This is a genomic window from Lapidilactobacillus bayanensis (genome assembly GCF_003946695.1).
In the GTDB taxonomy this organism is placed as follows: domain Bacteria; phylum Bacillota; class Bacilli; order Lactobacillales; family Lactobacillaceae; genus Lapidilactobacillus; species Lapidilactobacillus bayanensis.
Genome location: NZ_RHOX01000006.1, coordinates 41293 through 57895, shown reverse-complemented (window position 1 = coordinate 57895; position 16603 = coordinate 41293). Strand labels below are relative to the sequence as shown.

Genomic DNA, 16603 nt, shown 5'->3' with positions numbered 1-16603 from the left:
CTTTAGTTTTGACCTTTAAATGTTGACGAATAATTGGATTGGGAACGACTAAAAGGACTGGCCAATAAAATTTCGTCTTGCAACGTATGCCGTAATTGACTATCTGAATGATCAACCGCTCGTCGTGAACGCGTCAATAACTGCCGAACTTGTTCTAAATTATGTTCGGTTTCCATTAACGCCTTGATTTGCATTAATCGCTGCAAATCATCAAGTGAAAATAAGCGCTGCTGACTATCACTGCGCGCAATTTTAATTAAATGATTTGCCTCATAGTAACGAATTTGACGTGCGGATAAACCAGTCAGCTTGATAGCTGTACCAATTGGCAAAATTGCTAAATCAGAACGTAATTTTTCTTGTGCCAAAGCCTTTTGCTCCTAACGTTCTTTATCATACCAACTTCAAAAAAAAGATGCAACTGCTGATGTTAGCTTTCCTAACATGAATGCTATTTTATTTCTAAATCTGCGCTGAGCTATTTAACCACGCAGCTATCAACACCTCAATCTGATCACGCGCGGCACCATCTTTAAGGAGATCAAACCAATTCACTGGTACCGGTAGCTGATTGCGAAAATAAGTTAGCTGACGTTTAGCATAATGCCGCGAATCTATTTGAATCTGTGTCTGCACTGTCGCTAAGTCAATTTCTTGATTAAAATAGGGCCTAAATTCACGATAGCCGATACCTTTGGCTGCTTGTGCTGTTGGTGGTACTTGAGCAAACAACCACTTTGCTTCAGTCGTCAATCCTTCTGCCAACATTTGTTCTACACGCCGATTAATGTGTTGATAAAGTGAGCCCCGTTCCAAATTTAAACCGAGTACTAGTGCGTCAAAAGGTTGTTCATGTTGTGTTTGCACAGAAAATAAAGCACCTGTCCGCTGAATCACTTCCAACGCCCTAATCACCCGCCGCGAATTACTGATTGGAATTTTAGAAGCTGCAGCAGGATCCTTTTGCTGTAATTCTTGCCATAAATTTTCTGGGCCAATTTCGATTAACCGCTGTTCTAATTGATGGCGAATTTCGTTTCGTTCGCCGCTTTTTTCAGCACCACCAAGATCTAAGTTTTCCAGCAAGCTACGGATATAAAAACCCGTCCCGCCAACAATAATTGGTAAGTGTTGACGAGCCGTAATTTCGTTAATTTTAGCAGTGGCTAATTGTTTGAACTGAAAAGCGGAATATTCTTGATTCACGTCACAAATATCAATTAAATGATGTGACGCCACCGCTTGCTCTGCCGCTGTTGCCTTGGCCGTGCCAATATTCAAATGGCGATAAACCTGCATAGAATCACCAGAAATAATCTCTCCAGCGAATTTCTGAGCTAGTTCTAAACTTAAGGCTGTTTTTCCAACTGCTGTTGGACCAACGATTACTAGTACTTTAGGTTTCATGACGATTCCTACCTTGTATGATGTCAATAGGGACTGGGCAATAATCCCAATCCTAGCTATTTTGTGTTTTGAAACGTGCTTAAGGCAACTGAGTGCTATGTCTAACTAGGAATCCCATCTGGGTTGGCACCCAGCTGTGTTTCCCAGTTAGAGCTACGCAATCAACCCGTTGCTTTGCGCACTCTGGCTGAAACGTGCTTAAAGCAACTGTGTGTCGTGTATTTAAGCGTGAATCTTGCTGCGCTACACGCATCAATCTTCTCTTTTAAATACAAACACCCAACCTGTCGCTTTGCGCACTCTGATCTGAAACGTGCTTAAGGCAACTGGTGAAGATGATTTTATGAATTCAGATTGGTTCATAATTGCTAATTGTTCAAGAATAAGCGATAATATTAGTGAAAACAAAGGAGGTTACGAAAATGGCAAAACATTTTGCAAAAGGATTTCTGATTGGTAGTTTAACAACTCTTGGTGCAGTTGCAGGTTCATTATTTGCCTTTAAGAAGACCGTCATCGAACCACAAGAAGAATTTGATAACAAAGTTGAAGAGAACCGTCGTCGAGCAAACCGCAAGAGTCATGCAGCGCATCAAGGTTGATCAATGTCTTAAACGAACGATAGATTTTAATGTGATATTAAAAAGGAACTGGGATAAAAAATATCCTGCTCCTTTTATTTTGCTGCAAAACGTGCTGTGAACAGTTGACTGCAGTGATTTTAAACATGAATTTCGTTGCATTAATACGCAATGACCACTCTGTTTAAAGTTACATTGCTAACTCGTTGTTCACCGCACTCTAAACTAATCGTTGTACTTGTTAACTGTCTTCTTGACCTTGCCATCCCAATCGGCATAGCCGCCTTTAAGCCACTTAACATTAGTGAAACCAGCTTTTTTTAACCGTAAGGCAACACGGATCGCAATGTTTTCGCCAGTTTCATACATATAAACCGGTAAATCCTTACGTAAATCAGCTGCCCAAGTCTTCACCTGAACTGATGGCATGTTACGTGCACCTAAAATATGCCCGGCATCAAAATCTTTTTTGTCACGCAAATCTAACAACTGTGCTTTTCGCATGCCTTGCTCAAATTCTTTGGTATGAATTGCGCCTTTTAATTGCCGACCACGAATTTTATAGTAAGCCCAATTACCGACCATCCATAGTAAAATCGCAATTAGAACTAAATTAATGACTAACCAACCACTGACTGCTAATACGACCATATTGACTAACACCCTTAATCTTTGTTATTTTCTAAAACCAATGAAGCAGCACCAATTACACCAGCCTCATTGCCTAACGTTGCCAAGCGTAACTTAGTATTCTCACGAACATTAGGGAAAACATTGGCTTCAAATATTGCCCGTGTTTTATTTAATAAGAAATCGCCAGCAGCACTAACACCACCGCCAACAACGATGAACGCAGGGTTTAATGTGTTACCAACATTGGCCAAGGCTAGGCCTAAATAGTTGCTGACCCGATCAACAACAGCTGTTGCCAAAGGATCGCCTTCTTTAGCAAGATCAAAAACGATCTTAGAAGAAATTTCTTCGCCATCATCAAGCATTGCCTTTAACTTAGCATCGCCAGCATATTCTTCCGCCATATCACGAGCAACGCGCACGACACCAGTTGCAGAAGCAACAGTTTCTAAGCAACCATGCTTACCACAAGTACAGAGGTACCCATTAGGATCAACAGTAACATGACCAATCTCACCGGCAGAACCAGAAACACCATGCAACAAATGACCATCAGCAATAATACCACCGCCGATACCAGTACCTAACGTCACAAACGTCACGTCGTCCTGATTGTCGCCAGCACCTTGCCAACGTTCGCCTAAAGCCGCAACGTTAGCATCATTGTCAATGTAAAACGGAATATGAGTACCAGCCTCAATATCACGTTTAGGATAAACGGTTTGCTTCCAATTCAAATTAAAAGCACCAATAACAGTACCATCTTGACGATTCACGCTGCCAGGTGTTCCCATCCCAATACCGGCAAACTGCTCCGGCTTCATCGCATATAAATCCAAGTGATGGTTAATTGAACTGATAATGTCAGGAATAATATGGCTACCTTCATCAAGAATATTAGTTTGTTGACTCCAACGTTGTTGAATCTCACCATCCATGGTCAAAATTGCGAATTTAATCGAAGTGCCGCCTAAATCGACACCGATGATTTTTTGGTCTTTCATTTTTGCTACTATTCCTCCTTTGAATTTTGCGAACGCTTCTGTTCTAGTTCATGTTCGTGTCGCAACACCAGTTTTGCATGGGTATAGGTTAAATCATCAATTAATCCGGAGTCGTGAATTTTTTTCAACTCAACACCGGTCATTTCAATATCCCACAACCGATTACCCATATAAACATAGCTACCAAAACGTTTTAATAATTGCTGGACATCATAATAATGACGAAATTTCGGTTCACTATTTAACATTATTAGCGTACCATTCCTAACCAATATAAGAAAGCACAAATTGCTAAAAATCCGACTGATGCGGTGATCTGCCATGCCAGTCCTTTACGAAGTTTTTGTCCTGGCAAGGCCAAGGCAATGATTAACAAGAACCCACCGATTAAACCACCAATATGACCCCAAATATCAATACCACTCGCCATTAAATCAAAAATCAAGTTAAAAGCTGCCAACATTAGAAATTGGCGACCAGTTTGCCGAAAATAATAGCTATCATCAAAAATAACACCTAACGCGATATAAACGCCAAATAAGCCAAACAATGCTGTACTCGCCCCAGCTGATACTGCAGCAGTCCCACCTAAAGCAAAGCTCATTAAATTACCACTAAGTGCACTTAAAAAGTAAATTAAAGCAAAACGCCAGTGACCAATCATTTGTTCAACAGCGCCACCAATATAATAAAGCGTGAATCCATTGACAAAAATATGCATAAAACCAATATGCACAAACACCGGTGTAATCAACCGCCACCACTGACCCAATTTAATTAACGAATCAACTTTCGCGCCCCAATTAACCAAGACTTGTGGTGATTCACTGCCACCGGTCAATGTTTCACCCAAGAACACAGCCACAGTCGCGATTAAAATAAGAATGGTTACCCAATTAGACTGCCGCCAACGTCTGATAAAATTAGAATTCAATTACTCACCTATGCTTTCTCAACAATCACATGATCAACCAAACGATCGTAAATAAAGGTCTCCCAATCCAACTCAGCGCAAACCATGAAAGGGAAAGCTAAAGAAATTGTGGCGGCGGGGTAAGTTGACAAGAAACGATCATAATAACCGCCACCGAAACCAATTCGCCAATGCGGATACTTCGTAAAGAGTAACCCAGGAACAATAATCAAGTCGAGATAATTCTCGATCTTACTTGGATCAGCTAAAGGTTCCCTGATTCCGAAGTCAGACTTCTCTAGTTGGTCCCCTTCATCATAACGAATAAAATTCATTTTATGAGTTGTTGGATCAGTTCGCGGAAGATAAACTTCCTTCCCCAATTCAAAAGCTCGCTCAATAATTGGTAACGTATTAACTTCAATTGCACCAGAATAGGTTAAGCCAATTGTTTCAGCAGAATCAAAAACCGGATCCTGCCAAAGTTGTTGGTAGAGATCTTGCTCCCAAGCTAATTTTGTTTGGGCCGCGACTTGTTTAAGCTGATTAATTTGTTTTAGCCGAATGGCCTTTTTTGACGTCATTTGATCAACCTTTTTTCTGATCAATAAAGAAAGAATGGCTGGTTCACATAATATGTGAATCAGCCATTCAAGAGCCTTAATGACCCACGATTTATCTAATTATTTCGTTTCACGATGCAACGTAACTTTACGTTCACGAGGGCAATACTTTTTTAATTCTAAGCGATCTGGATTGTTACGCTTATTTTTATTTGATAAGTAAGTCCGTTCATGACATTCTGTGCATTCCATAGTAATGTGTACACGCATATGTGACCCTCCATTCTCAATGAACTCCGTGGTATTCACGACTTTTCCAGTATAGCAGAAAAAGTTTGATAATGCTATAAATTTTTCACGAAAGCATGCTGTCTTTTAACCAGCCGGATTTGTCATCCGAAACTAGCAAATAACATTGGTAAAACTAATTGCTGCCTTCCATCTTGAAGTAATCTTGAAACATTGTTTTAGCTAGAGCCAACGAATAAGAACCCTTAGAGTTACTGGTAAAGTTGGGCATGACGACCACAACGACGACCTTAGGATTGTCAGCGGGTGCGTAACCAATAAAGGAATGAGTAATCGTCGCTGGTGGATTCGTGTTGTCAGGATTGTTCTGATCATAGTAGAAAGACTGGGCAGTACCTGTTTTAGCAGCAACTTTTTGAGCCATGCCTTTCAAAGCTGTGGCCGTGGCATAACCATCACTACCGTTAACCGCATCGTACATACCTTCTTTAACAACCTGAAGTTGCGCATTTGTAAAATCAATCCGATTTAAAATCTGTGGTTGATGCTGATAAATGACAGAACCTTTCTCTCCAGATTTAGTTGTCTTCTGAATCGAATTCACAATATACGGCTGCATTCGATAACCACCATTGGCAATGGCAGACGTATATTGGGCAATTTGCATTAAGGTGTAAGCATCGTAGTTACCATAGCTCTCGTCTAATGCACTACCATATTTAACCGCATTATATTCATTAGTTGTTGACCCAAGATAGCCATCGATTTCACCAGGCAGATCAATTCCTGTCTTATAACCTAAACCGAACTGTTGATACTTGTCACGCAGTTTTTCAAAAATGTCATTATCCATCTTAATATATTTACTTGGTGTATATTTGGCATTGCCCATCAGCAAGGCCAAGTGCATCATGTAAGTATTGGAAGAAATCGTTAACGCACGCTGCGCCGTCATCGTCTTAAAAGTTCCAGCAGGATACCAAGACTTCTTAATCGGTGACGCTGGTAAATAAATGGCGTCGTCAGGTAACGTATTATCACTCGGTGTAATCACGCCATCCATTAAAGCACTTAAAACTGTTGCAGGCTTGACAACTGAACCCATGACAAAAGTTCGGTTAATGTTACCTAACGCATCATCTGTAACCTTATTGGTTTCGGTATTGTTACGAATACCCGCCATCGCCTTAATTGCACCAGTATTAGGATCCATTGCAATAGCATAGGCACCATCAGAATAACCAGTGTAGCCGGCTGACTTAGCTGCAGCAAACTGACTCTTGAGTGCATTTTCAACCGCCGTTTGATATTTAGAATCAATCGTTAAGTTTAAGTTGCTCCCCTTACTACCGGCGTATTGGGTCACTTCACTTAACACCTGATTATCGTTATTGACGGTAACTTGTGTTTGCGATTTTGTCCCACGTAAAATTGATTCATATTCCTTTTCAAGATAACTGTTACCAACGCGATCATTACGTGAATAACCTGTCTTTAACATTGAAGTTAGCGAATCAGCAGGCAAGCCTTGCTTCTCTGTGGTGACAGTTCCTAAGATACTCGTTAGAATACTGCCACTTGGATAATTCCGTGTCCAATTGTTGCCCACCCCAACACCAGGTAATTCAGACAAGTGTTCACCAACTTCAGCGATTTCATTCTCAGTAACATCATTATCCTTTAAATAAACCGTTGATAATTGAAAAGCACCAGACATTTTAGTGTATAAAGTTGCGACTTGCTTCTGTTCCGTGGTTAAATTTAAATCATGATGCTTAAGCACATATTGACTGGCATTCTTATAAACTTTACTAGAAGACAAATCATTACCTGAACTGTCGTACTTCTGTAATTTTGGCAATTTAGCGACGATTTCTTTATAGTAGTCAGTATCCGCTAAGAAGTAATCGGCAACATCTTGCTTCTGTAAGGTTGTGCTGGGGACAGTTAAATATTTAGTTAATTTTTTGGCAGTCGCTAGCATTTCGTTGCTTTTAACATTGATACTTTTAGTATAGGTAATGGCATTTTGTGAGGAGTTGCCCACTAATGTCCGTCCTTGGGCATCATAAACCATGCCTCGCGGAACATTACCTGAAACAACTGTTTTATCGGTCTGCTCAATTTGTGATTCAAACTTGTTGCCATAAACAATTTGCAAATAACCTAATTGAGCGACTAGAATAGCCAATAATAGAAAGGCAATAAAGAATAGCAAATTCAGGCGAAATCTTAATGGTGATTTCTGCGTTTTCGTTTTTTGACGTCGACGACTCATAGACGCACAAGCTCCTTTCCAATTACTAGCCCATTCTAACAAAAAATACCTTGCCTGACAAAAATTGCTGGCATATTTCAACAAATTTTATCAATTCAAAGGAGTTAGTCATGCCCAAATTTTTGAAACGCAATTTTGATCAAACGAAACTGATTTACTTTTTAAGCTGGTTAGTTCCGGCGGCTACTGTATTGATTTACTTTATCATTCAAAAAAACTTTCCGCTGGGTAATCATACCATTTTAACAACTGATTTAGGTCAACAATACATTGATTTTTACAGTTATTATCGGCGGGTTCTGTTAGGTCACCCAGAACAATTCTTGTATTCCTTCAGTAGCAGTCTCGGTTCTTCTACGATTGGTACTTGGAGTTACTACTTGCTAAGCCCCTTTAATTTAATTATTCTATTGACGCCTGGGAAGTGGTTACCCTTTGGCGTTTGGTTAATGATCATTGTCAAAATCGGTTTGTGTGGCCTAACCATGTATTATTACCTACGCCATCGTGCTAAACCTGTCAACGAAACTTTTGCTTTAGGCTTGGCTGTTGCTTACGCGCTCTGTGGTTATAATACCGCTTATCAGTTAAACGTCATGTGGCTGGACGGTGTTTATCTGTTACCCCTCCTACTAGGTGCAATTGAATTAGTGCTAAGCAAACAAAAATGGTGGTCCTACTTTGTCATCTTGGCTTTAGCATTGCTGACCAATTTCTACATTGGTTATATGCTCTGTCTTTTTAGTGTGTTGTACTTTAGTTATTTGCTGATTAGTCAAGCAACACGCCAAACGCCTTTTGGCAAAACCATCGCCAGCTTTGGGATCGGTTCAATCTTAGCTGGAACAATTAACGCAGCAATTCTATTACCAACCTTTTTAGAATTGCGGGCCACTAAAGCAACCTACAATGCTGTTAAAATCAACTGGAATTGGGAATATAATCCGCTAGAATTACTTGGTAAATTAACATTAGGCAGCTATACCTTTGATCAAATGTCCTCAGGGCAAGCAAATATTTTTACTGGCAGTATCGTTTTAATTCTGGCCTTGATCTTTTTCTTCGTACCAACAATTAAGCCGCGCCAAAAAATCACGGCTTTTTTAATGACCGCCTTCTTAGTCTGTTCATTTTGTTTAGAACCGCTGGATCTTTTGTGGCACGGTGGTCAATTTCCCGTTTGGTATCCCGCACGTTTTAGTTTCATTTTTAGCGCTTGGTTAATTATTTTAGCCAGCGAAGTACTCACTCATGATTTTAAGCTGAAGACTCGGCAATTAAGTGGTGTTGCCGTCTTGTTAGTTGGCTGGCTCACCTATTTATTACTGAATCAAAAACAATTCGCCTATTTCAAAACGAACTATTTAATCGGCAGCATTGTGTTAGTTGTTCTCAGCTTTTGCTTAATCGTGCGTTATTATGCCAGTCAGCCTAAGCGTTTACTGACTAACTTGTTGCTACTCACTATGATTGGTGAAGCCGTTATTAATTATCAAACGTCGTTAAAGCGAATTAGTTACACCAATCAATCCGAATATTGGAACTACACAGGAATTGTCAGCAAGATTGTTAATAACCTTCCAGAAAAGCAAACAACTGGTAGTCGCTTAGAAAAGACGTTTAATCGAACCAATGATGACGCCATGCAGTTTGGCTATGCTGGTGGTGGTCATTTCAACTCCATGCAAAATCCAATCGTTGGTCATTTTTATGATTTCATTGGTCAAGCGGCCGGTGATAATTTCGTCAATTATAAATTTGGCACTCAGGTTACCGATAGTTTATTAGGCTTCAAAACTTGGCTAGACCGAACTATTTCTACCGATCTACTAACAGGCATTCCTGATTATGCTGCTGGTTTATCGATTACGTCGTGGCGACCCGACGTGCAAAATTACCAGGCTACTAAAAAAGACGGTGCAATTTATGTTCGGCGTAATAAAAACGCGCTCAACACTGTTTTCGCTGCGAACAAAAAAATCCTGACGACGAAGTTAACAGCAGGTCAACCGATTCTCAATCAAGAACGCGTGGTAGCCGATCTGTTAGGCCAAAATAATTATGCTCCACTTTTTACAGTGGTTAACATCGAGCAAACAACTCTGAATAATTTAAAACGTAACGCTGAAATTCCTGATGCAACTTATACAAAAATCAACTCAGCGTTGCCAGGAACTGTAACATTTAGTTTCACACCAATGACGAATAATTCTTACTATCTCAGTCTAGGAACGGCGGTTAACTCTGACGCTGCCGATATTACCGTCAATGGTGAAAGCGTGCCGATTGATGAAAACTTCCGTGATACCATTCTCTTAAATGTCGCACGCCGTGATATTGGTAAAAAGATTGAAGTCACGGTTAGTTTAAAAAAACCTAGTGTCTGGTTACAAGCGCTTAATCTCTACCAATTAGATCAGTCAGTGGTTAATACAGACTTCAAGTCACTAAAACGAAACAACGCTGAAATAACACAGATGGCGGGCAGTCAGTTAACTGGCACTGTTACCATTAAGAAAAATCAATTGTTAATGACAACAATTCCCTACGATAAAGGTTGGCAAGTTTATGTTGATGGTCAACAAGTTAAAACTACTAAAGCTGTCAAAACCTTTCTAGCAGCCAAAGTAAAACCTGGCCGCCATCAGATCCACTTCGTTTATCGGCCTCAAGGTTGGCGTCTTGGCTGGTTAATTAGCGGTTGTACGGCATTGATTTTATTAGCAATTCTAATTTTTTCAAAGTTACAACGCAAAAAACGGCGCCGAAAAACGCGGCGGAGAATTCAATATTAGACCACAAAAATCCTGAGCGGAATTAACATCCGACTCAGGATTTTTTATGTTAATTTGACATGTTAGAACCTAAAGCTGTTATTTTGTACTTCTTCGCGTTTGCGCAAAGGTTGTATACGAAGTGTTGCGCGTGCCGTGAGGAAAAATAAATACTTTCGCTGGAACGTGGTGGACGCTGCTTGAAGCCAATTTTTGCAAAATTGTCTCCAAGACAGGTCTTGTTGTAACAGCTAAAGCTGCAACAACAATTTCAACACTGAGCGGTATTTATTTTTCCTCACTAAACAAGCAAGAGGGCAACCTTTGTGCAAGCGCTGAATTAACAAGTGGTTAAACTGCCTTTTAATTTTTAGAGGTATAAATTTGCGATTAAATCACACCACATCTCGTTTGTCAGTGCCGGAGGGAAATCGCGGTCAGCCGCGGCATTCTTGTTAGTGGTTTACCACTTACAAGAAAGTTTGTATTTGAGACAAATCGGTTTTTAATTTGGCTCAAATCAAGCTCGCAGCGTTCCACCAGCGTATTTCCCGTAGGCACGGAGAAGCGCAACATAATAGTTCTAGGACCGACCACTCACAATAAAACTCACATTCAAACAGAATTAATCCTCGTCTGGTTTAAATCAATACTTATTGCTCAACCAGTATATTTTTCAGGAGCACAAAAAACAAGCACCTTAAGTTATTTTGCTAAATGATGCTGAAACGCATAAATTGCTGCTTGGGTACGGTCTTCAACTTGTAGCTTGGCTAAAATATTGGAAACGTGTGTTTTGACGGTTTTCAACGTGATGAACAACTCGTCCGCAATTTCTTTATTGCTCTTGCCTTGCGCAATTAACATGAGAACTTCTCGCTCGCGCGCGGTCAAGTCTTCGTATAATTGTGGTTGGTTTTTTTGCGACATGCGATTCATCATCTTGGTTGTCACTTCAGGTTCCAAAACAGACTCACCATTGGCGGTTGCACGGATTGCTTTGGCAATTTCTGCTGCTGTTGAAGTTTTAAGTATGTAGCTTGCAGCACCTGCCTCTATTGCTGGATAAACCTTCTCATCATCAATAAAGCTCGTTAAAATAATAATCTTTGCTTCGGACCATTGTTTCAAGATTTCTTTAGTCGCTTCAATACCGTCCATCTCTGGCATAACCACGTCCATTAAGATAGCATCTGGTCGTAATGCCAACGCTTTTTCAACGGCTTCTTGACCATTTTCGGCTTCACCAACAACTTCCATATCACTCTGTACGCCTAAATAAGATGAGATACCTAGGCGAACCATTTCGTGATCATCTACTATTAAGACTTTAATCATGTTCTTCCTCCGACACAATTGGTACGCGAATTTCCACACTCGTACCTTGATTTTTAAAGCTGATTGTTTTAACCGTGCCACCAACTGATTCCGCACGCTCTTGAATATTCGTTAAGCCGTAACTACCGGCCTTTTCTTGTTGCTTCATGTCGAAGCCAACACCATTATCAACTACGCGCAAAACAACAGTTTGATTAACTTGCTTTAAGTATACCTGCATTTGGTCGGCATTGGCATGTCGTAGCGTGTTTGAAAGCAATTCTTGAACAATTCTAAATAAATTATCCTCGACGCCAGATTGTAACTTAACGTCATCCATGTCCCAAGTGATTTTAATCTTGATCTTAGTCTGTAATTCTTTAAGTAACTGAATAATACCTTCCTTAAGTGAGCGTCCTTCCAAATTTGTTGGCCGCAAATGCAACAGTAACGCGCGCATCTCAGACTGAGCTTGATTAATGACATTCTCAATCTTAGTAATCATTTGTTGATAATTATCCGCAATATTGTTTTGTTGCGCAGATTCATTCAGGGCTGATAACATCATCATTGCCGCAAATAATTGTTGAGAAACAGAATCATGTAATTCTCGTGCCAAACGATGTCGCTCATCGACTAAAATTTGTTCTCGGGTTTCCCCTTCAAAGCGTAACGGTTGGTTAGAATAAACTTGTAATTCTTGTTGAAGACTTGCCACTTTTTCATTCAATTGTTGAAATCGTTTATCGATTAAGGAATTTTGCAAGCCAAATTCCGTCGGTGCCTTCGCTTTAGCTTGCAGTTCAACATAGTTTCCTTGAATAATACTGTTAACTTGTTGTAATTGCCGCTGTTCATAACGCCGGAAGAACCAGTTAACCAAAACCACAATTAATAAACTAAAAACGGCTGCACCAATAATCAAATAAATAATCAGCGGCAGGTTGAAGAACTCTTGCAAGAGCGTATACCGTATCATTTGCCAATCAGAACTGATATAAGCCGAGCTCAAGAGCGGAATACTAGCAAAAATTAGCGTGCCTAAGGTGATCAGTGTAAATAGCCACGCACTACGAAGACGACTCATACAAAGACCACCTCCAAATCACCAACCAATTGACTGGTCACAATCCGAATACGCCGCTGGCTCGTTTGATAACCGGGCGTTTTAATTTGCAAGGATTGATTCTTCAATTGATGACGTTGATCTGAAAAAGTAACTTCACCCATAAAAGTTGAGTGTTCCAAATAAATACCAGTTCCAAAAGGCACCAGAATACGTGTGTTGCCTAAACCCTTTTGTAGAATGACAATATTTTCCCGATCAGCAGGCAACAATGTGTTCCCTAAGTCAATAATTGTATCACCGGCTAATTCTTTCAAATTAACATCATGCCATTGATAAACTTGGTTACCTAAATTCTGATCACCAAACCATCTATTCGTTGTAATCGACCAGTCATCTTGCACATACTCAGAATCATCGGGATTGATTTGCGGTGCGCGATACTTCTTTTTGCGCCAGAAAAAATGACCCGACTCACCAAAAATCTCGGGCATGAAAATACCGACAAATAGCAACAGCAAGAACATTAACCACCAAAAAGCTTGGTTAGACGCCAAACCCAAGACGATTAAAAAGACCGCGATAAAAGTCAATACCGTATTATTCTTCTTATTTTTCTGCCGACGTTTATTGATTAACAAACAAATTAAAATACCTAGAAGCAGAAAAATTAATGCAGAAGGCGTACTAAAAATCTGCCACCCCAATAAAATTAGACTAGCTGCAATCACAATGCCCAAAAATGGCAGCATTTTACGCATACTAACATCCTCGTCCCTAATTATTTTAAATTCATTATAACAATAAACCCCCAACAAACCATCTGTCTAGAGACTGAAATAGAGCGCGAAAAGCAACGGATTGGTGATATGATTTTAAACGGGAAGATCATTGCGTGTTAGCGCAAGGAGATTCACGCTTAAAATCACTGTCACCAGTTGCTTTGAGCACGTTTCAAATCAGAGCGCGAAAAGCAACGGGTTTGCTGGTCTAAATTTAAATGGAAAGATTGATGCGTGCCAACGCAGCAAGATTTTCACTTAAATTTCGTACCAGCAGTTACTTTGAGCGCGTTTCAATATCAAAGTCCGATAATCCTTAAACAACTCATTCCCTCACACCCTAATCGTATAAAAAAAGACTCAGAACAAATTGTTCCAAGCCTTTCAATCTCATCAACGTTATTTAACAACAGTAATGGTGACGTCAAAGGAGCCACCTGGTGTTTCAATTGTAACTTTTTCGCCCTTTTTCTTACCTAATAGTGCTTTAGCGATTGGTGAGTCATTGCTAATTTTACCGACGGCAGGGTCTGATTCTGCAGAACCAACAATAGTATATGTTTCTGCATCGTCTTCGCCATCTTCAACGAAAGTTACTTGTTTGCCAATTGAAACTTCATCAGGATCAATCTTGCTTGAATCAACGACTTGCGCGTAATGTAACATTTCTTCAATTTGACTGATTCGTGTTTCAACGACACTTTGCTCGTCTTTAGCTGATTCATATTCAGAGTTTTCAGATAAATCACCGAAACCACGGGCAATTTTAATACGTTCAATTACTTGTTGTCTTTTAACTGTTTTTAGTTCATTAAGTTCATTTTCCAACTTCACTTTACCCTCAGCAGTCATTGGGAAAACTTTATCTGCCATTCTATACACCTCAAAAAAATTCGAACTTGTCATTCGATTTGCTATTTAAAATAATATCATATGTGTAAGTTCACTTTTTGTCAATCATAAGATTAACAAACTGACCGGAAATAATCACCTGAAAATTTAATTACAGTTCACTTTGTGATTCATGCTTCAAAACCGAACGGACTTTAGTGACCAATAAATCAATTGCGACACTATTTTCGCCACCTTCAGGAATAATGACGTCAGCGTAACGTTTAGTTGGTTCGATGAATTGATGATACATCGGTTTAACTGTTTTTAAATATTGAGCAAAAATATTTTCGACACTGCGACCCCGTTCGTGAATATCACGTTCAACTCGGCGCAATAAACGAATATCATCATCGGTATCAACATAAACCTTAATATCCATTAAGTCACGTAAACGTTCATCGTCCAGAATCAAAATTCCTTCAATAATCACCACATCTTTAGGCTCCTGATGGCGCGTCTCTGGAGATGGATTACGTAACTTGTAATCATAAATTGGCATGTCAACAGCTTGCCGATCAGATAATTTTTGTAAATCGGCCAATAAGCGATCCGTATCAAAAGACAAAGGATGATCAAAGTTAATCAAGCGCCGTTGTTCAATCGGTAAATCTGACCGTTTATAATAAGCATCTTGCTGAATCATCGCGACGGAATGACCCGCTACACTTTCAAAAATACGTTGGCTAACAGTTGTTTTACCACTGCCTGAACCACCAGTAACGCCAATAATTATCGGTTTCTGCACAATGATGCCCCTTTTAGGAAATGGGACAAAAATCTCAAATCCATTTATTTAATGTTGTTAAGAAACGAAGACCTAAATTTGCATACCTTAATCACACTATACTGTTCGCAGAAATTCTGATCAAACAGAACAGCCAGGTTACGCAACAAGCTCAACCCGGCCTTTGTTTCCGCTCTACTTCTGTTTATTGCCCAATGCTTGAATTTGTTGTCAAATGCTCTTCATAACTATGTGAGTAATAGACTTTACCCGTCTTTAAATCAGCCACGAAGTACAAGTAGTTTTGATCGCGATCGCTAGGATCAAGCACAGCCTTAATTGATTGTAAACTTGGCGAGTTAAACGGACCAGGTCCATAACCACTGTGAACATACAAGTTATATGGCGAATCAACTGCTGTATCTTTATTCGTCAAACTCTCCTTGTGGGTATTTAAAGCATACATGACGGAAATATCAGATTGAATCGGCATACTGATTGCTAAACGGTTGAAGAACACACCGGCAATCTTCTTACGATCTGATTCTTTAACGCCTTCACGTTCGACCAATGACGCCAGCGTTAGAACCTGTTGAATTGTCAAATTCTTACTCGTGATTGTGTCATAGTATGGTGTAAGTTGTTCATTGGTTGCCTTAACCATCTGTGTGACCAACTGCTTCAACGTTTCTTTCTCGTAAACACTATATGTTAAGGGAAACAAGTAACCTTCAAGATGGTAACGAACATTTGTCGAAGCCATTGTTGACTTCAACAATTTCGGATATTTCTTAGCTAATGTGTTTAAGAAATCTTGATCTTTCATTAAGGCCAAGAATTCTTTTTTAGACCATTTGGTATTTTTAGCAACGGCAGTGGCGATATCTTCGACCATAACCCCTTCTTTAACCAACACCTTGCCTAGAACTTTACGGTTAGAGTTACCTTTTTGTAAATGAACAATAATCTGATCTAGGGTCATTGAAGGGCTGAAATAATATTTACCCGCTTGAAAGTTACTATAATTGTGAGCCTTGACATAATAACTGAAGACGGCTGCACTTTTAATAATCTTTTTACTTTGAAGCTCTGTCGCAATCTCTTTGTTACTCGAACCAATCGGAATTTTTACCGTTACTTTTTCAGTATTAGTCGCATCTAAAGGTTTTAATGACGACTTGACATAATGATAAGTCATGAGACCAATGATCACTAAGAGCACCGTAATAATGCCAATAATCCAGTAAACTAAGCGATGGACAGTGCGTGTTTCTGCAGCTAAACGTCCCTTTTTATCTTTAACTTCTAAAGTCTTGCGCTGCGCTTGATTATCTTGTCGTGAGGCCAATCTAGCCATCCTCCCTTAAAACTATCTTGTGCCATTATACCAAAAAAGGTGCAAATGCACCCTTTTTTTT

General features: G+C 39.7%; 17 protein-coding genes. 2 read left to right on the top strand and 15 right to left on the bottom strand.

Annotation, left to right across the window (positions count from 1 at the left end; all coding sequences use genetic code 11):
• Nucleotides 1-2: 2 nt before the first annotated feature.
• Both EKM65_RS03470 and miaA read right to left on the bottom strand, forming a co-directional pair.
• Entirely contained in the window at nt 3-368 is a 366-nt protein-coding gene (locus EKM65_RS03470; protein ID WP_125605528.1) for a MerR family transcriptional regulator, read from the bottom strand.
• Between the two features lie 94 nt (nt 369-462).
• A complete protein-coding gene (miaA, locus tag EKM65_RS03465; protein ID WP_125605526.1) occupies nt 463-1407 on the bottom strand; it encodes a tRNA (adenosine(37)-N6)-dimethylallyltransferase MiaA in 945 nt (314 codons plus the stop codon).
• Between the two features lie 422 nt (nt 1408-1829).
• On the opposite strand from miaA, the gene EKM65_RS03460 reads away from it, so the two are divergent.
• On the top strand, nt 1830-2009 hold the full coding sequence (locus EKM65_RS03460; protein ID WP_057754365.1) for a DUF3042 family protein: 180 nt from the start codon (nt 1830-1832) through the stop codon (nt 2007-2009).
• Between the two features lie 204 nt (nt 2010-2213).
• On the opposite strand, the gene EKM65_RS03455 is transcribed toward EKM65_RS03460, so the two are convergent.
• The 7 genes from EKM65_RS03455 to EKM65_RS03425 all read right to left on the bottom strand — a co-directional run bounded on the left by EKM65_RS03455 (nt 2214) and on the right by EKM65_RS03425 (nt 7628).
• Nucleotides 2214-2639 (bottom strand): rhodanese-like domain-containing protein, encoded by a 426-nt coding sequence (locus EKM65_RS03455; protein ID WP_125605524.1) that lies wholly within the window; start codon nt 2637-2639, stop codon nt 2214-2216.
• A gap of 14 nt (nt 2640-2653) precedes the next feature.
• Complete coding sequence (locus tag EKM65_RS03450; protein WP_125605522.1) at nt 2654-3625, bottom strand: ROK family glucokinase; 972 nt, start codon at nt 3623-3625, stop codon at nt 2654-2656.
• Between the two features lie 8 nt (nt 3626-3633).
• On the bottom strand, nt 3634-3873 hold the full coding sequence (locus tag EKM65_RS03445) for a YqgQ family protein (RefSeq protein WP_125605520.1): 240 nt from the start codon (nt 3871-3873) through the stop codon (nt 3634-3636).
• Between the two features lie 2 nt (nt 3874-3875).
• Nucleotides 3876-4559: a rhomboid family intramembrane serine protease gene (locus tag EKM65_RS03440; RefSeq protein WP_225420385.1), complete on the bottom strand. Its 684-nt coding sequence runs from the start codon at nt 4557-4559 to the stop codon at nt 3876-3878.
• An 8-nt stretch (nt 4560-4567) separates the two neighbouring features.
• On the bottom strand, nt 4568-5122 hold the full coding sequence (locus EKM65_RS03435; protein WP_125605518.1) for a 5-formyltetrahydrofolate cyclo-ligase: 555 nt from the start codon (nt 5120-5122) through the stop codon (nt 4568-4570).
• 99 nt (nt 5123-5221) lie between these two features.
• Nucleotides 5222-5371 carry a 50S ribosomal protein L33 gene (gene rpmG, locus EKM65_RS03430; RefSeq protein ID WP_083479021.1) on the bottom strand — a complete coding sequence of 50 codons (150 nt, stop codon included), beginning with the start codon at nt 5369-5371 and terminating at the stop codon, nt 5222-5224.
• Nucleotides 5372-5525: 154 nt separating this feature from the next.
• On the bottom strand, nt 5526-7628 hold the full coding sequence (locus EKM65_RS03425; protein ID WP_125605516.1) for a peptidoglycan D,D-transpeptidase FtsI family protein: 2103 nt from the start codon (nt 7626-7628) through the stop codon (nt 5526-5528).
• A gap of 110 nt (nt 7629-7738) precedes the next feature.
• Between EKM65_RS03425 and EKM65_RS03420 the strand changes: the two genes are divergently transcribed.
• Nucleotides 7739-10423 carry a YfhO family protein gene (locus EKM65_RS03420; protein WP_125605514.1) on the top strand — a complete coding sequence of 895 codons (2685 nt, stop codon included), beginning with the start codon at nt 7739-7741 and terminating at the stop codon, nt 10421-10423.
• Nucleotides 10424-11107: 684 nt separating this feature from the next.
• On the opposite strand, the gene EKM65_RS03415 is transcribed toward EKM65_RS03420, so the two are convergent.
• The 6 genes from EKM65_RS03415 to mltG all read right to left on the bottom strand — a co-directional run bounded on the left by EKM65_RS03415 (nt 11108) and on the right by mltG (nt 16542).
• Nucleotides 11108-11740: a response regulator transcription factor gene (locus tag EKM65_RS03415; protein ID WP_125605512.1), complete on the bottom strand. Its 633-nt coding sequence runs from the start codon at nt 11738-11740 to the stop codon at nt 11108-11110.
• The gene (locus EKM65_RS03410) at nt 11733-12806 is read right to left on the bottom strand and encodes a sensor histidine kinase (RefSeq protein ID WP_125605511.1); all 1074 of its coding nucleotides are present in this window, start codon (nt 12804-12806) and stop codon (nt 11733-11735) included. The genes EKM65_RS03415 and EKM65_RS03410 overlap by 8 nt, the downstream gene beginning before the upstream one ends.
• Complete coding sequence (liaF, locus tag EKM65_RS03405) at nt 12803-13546, bottom strand: cell wall-active antibiotics response protein LiaF (protein WP_125605509.1); 744 nt, start codon at nt 13544-13546, stop codon at nt 12803-12805. The genes EKM65_RS03410 and liaF overlap by 4 nt, the downstream gene beginning before the upstream one ends.
• 420 nt (nt 13547-13966) lie before the next feature.
• Nucleotides 13967-14440: a transcription elongation factor GreA gene (gene greA, locus EKM65_RS03400; protein ID WP_125605507.1), complete on the bottom strand. Its 474-nt coding sequence runs from the start codon at nt 14438-14440 to the stop codon at nt 13967-13969.
• A gap of 130 nt (nt 14441-14570) precedes the next feature.
• Nucleotides 14571-15206, bottom strand: a complete 636-nt coding sequence (udk, locus tag EKM65_RS03395; protein WP_404803120.1) for a uridine kinase — start codon at nt 15204-15206, stop codon at nt 14571-14573.
• Between the two features lie 184 nt (nt 15207-15390).
• Complete coding sequence (gene mltG / locus EKM65_RS03390) at nt 15391-16542, bottom strand: endolytic transglycosylase MltG (protein ID WP_125605503.1); 1152 nt, start codon at nt 16540-16542, stop codon at nt 15391-15393.
• Nucleotides 16543-16603 lie beyond the last annotated feature (61 nt).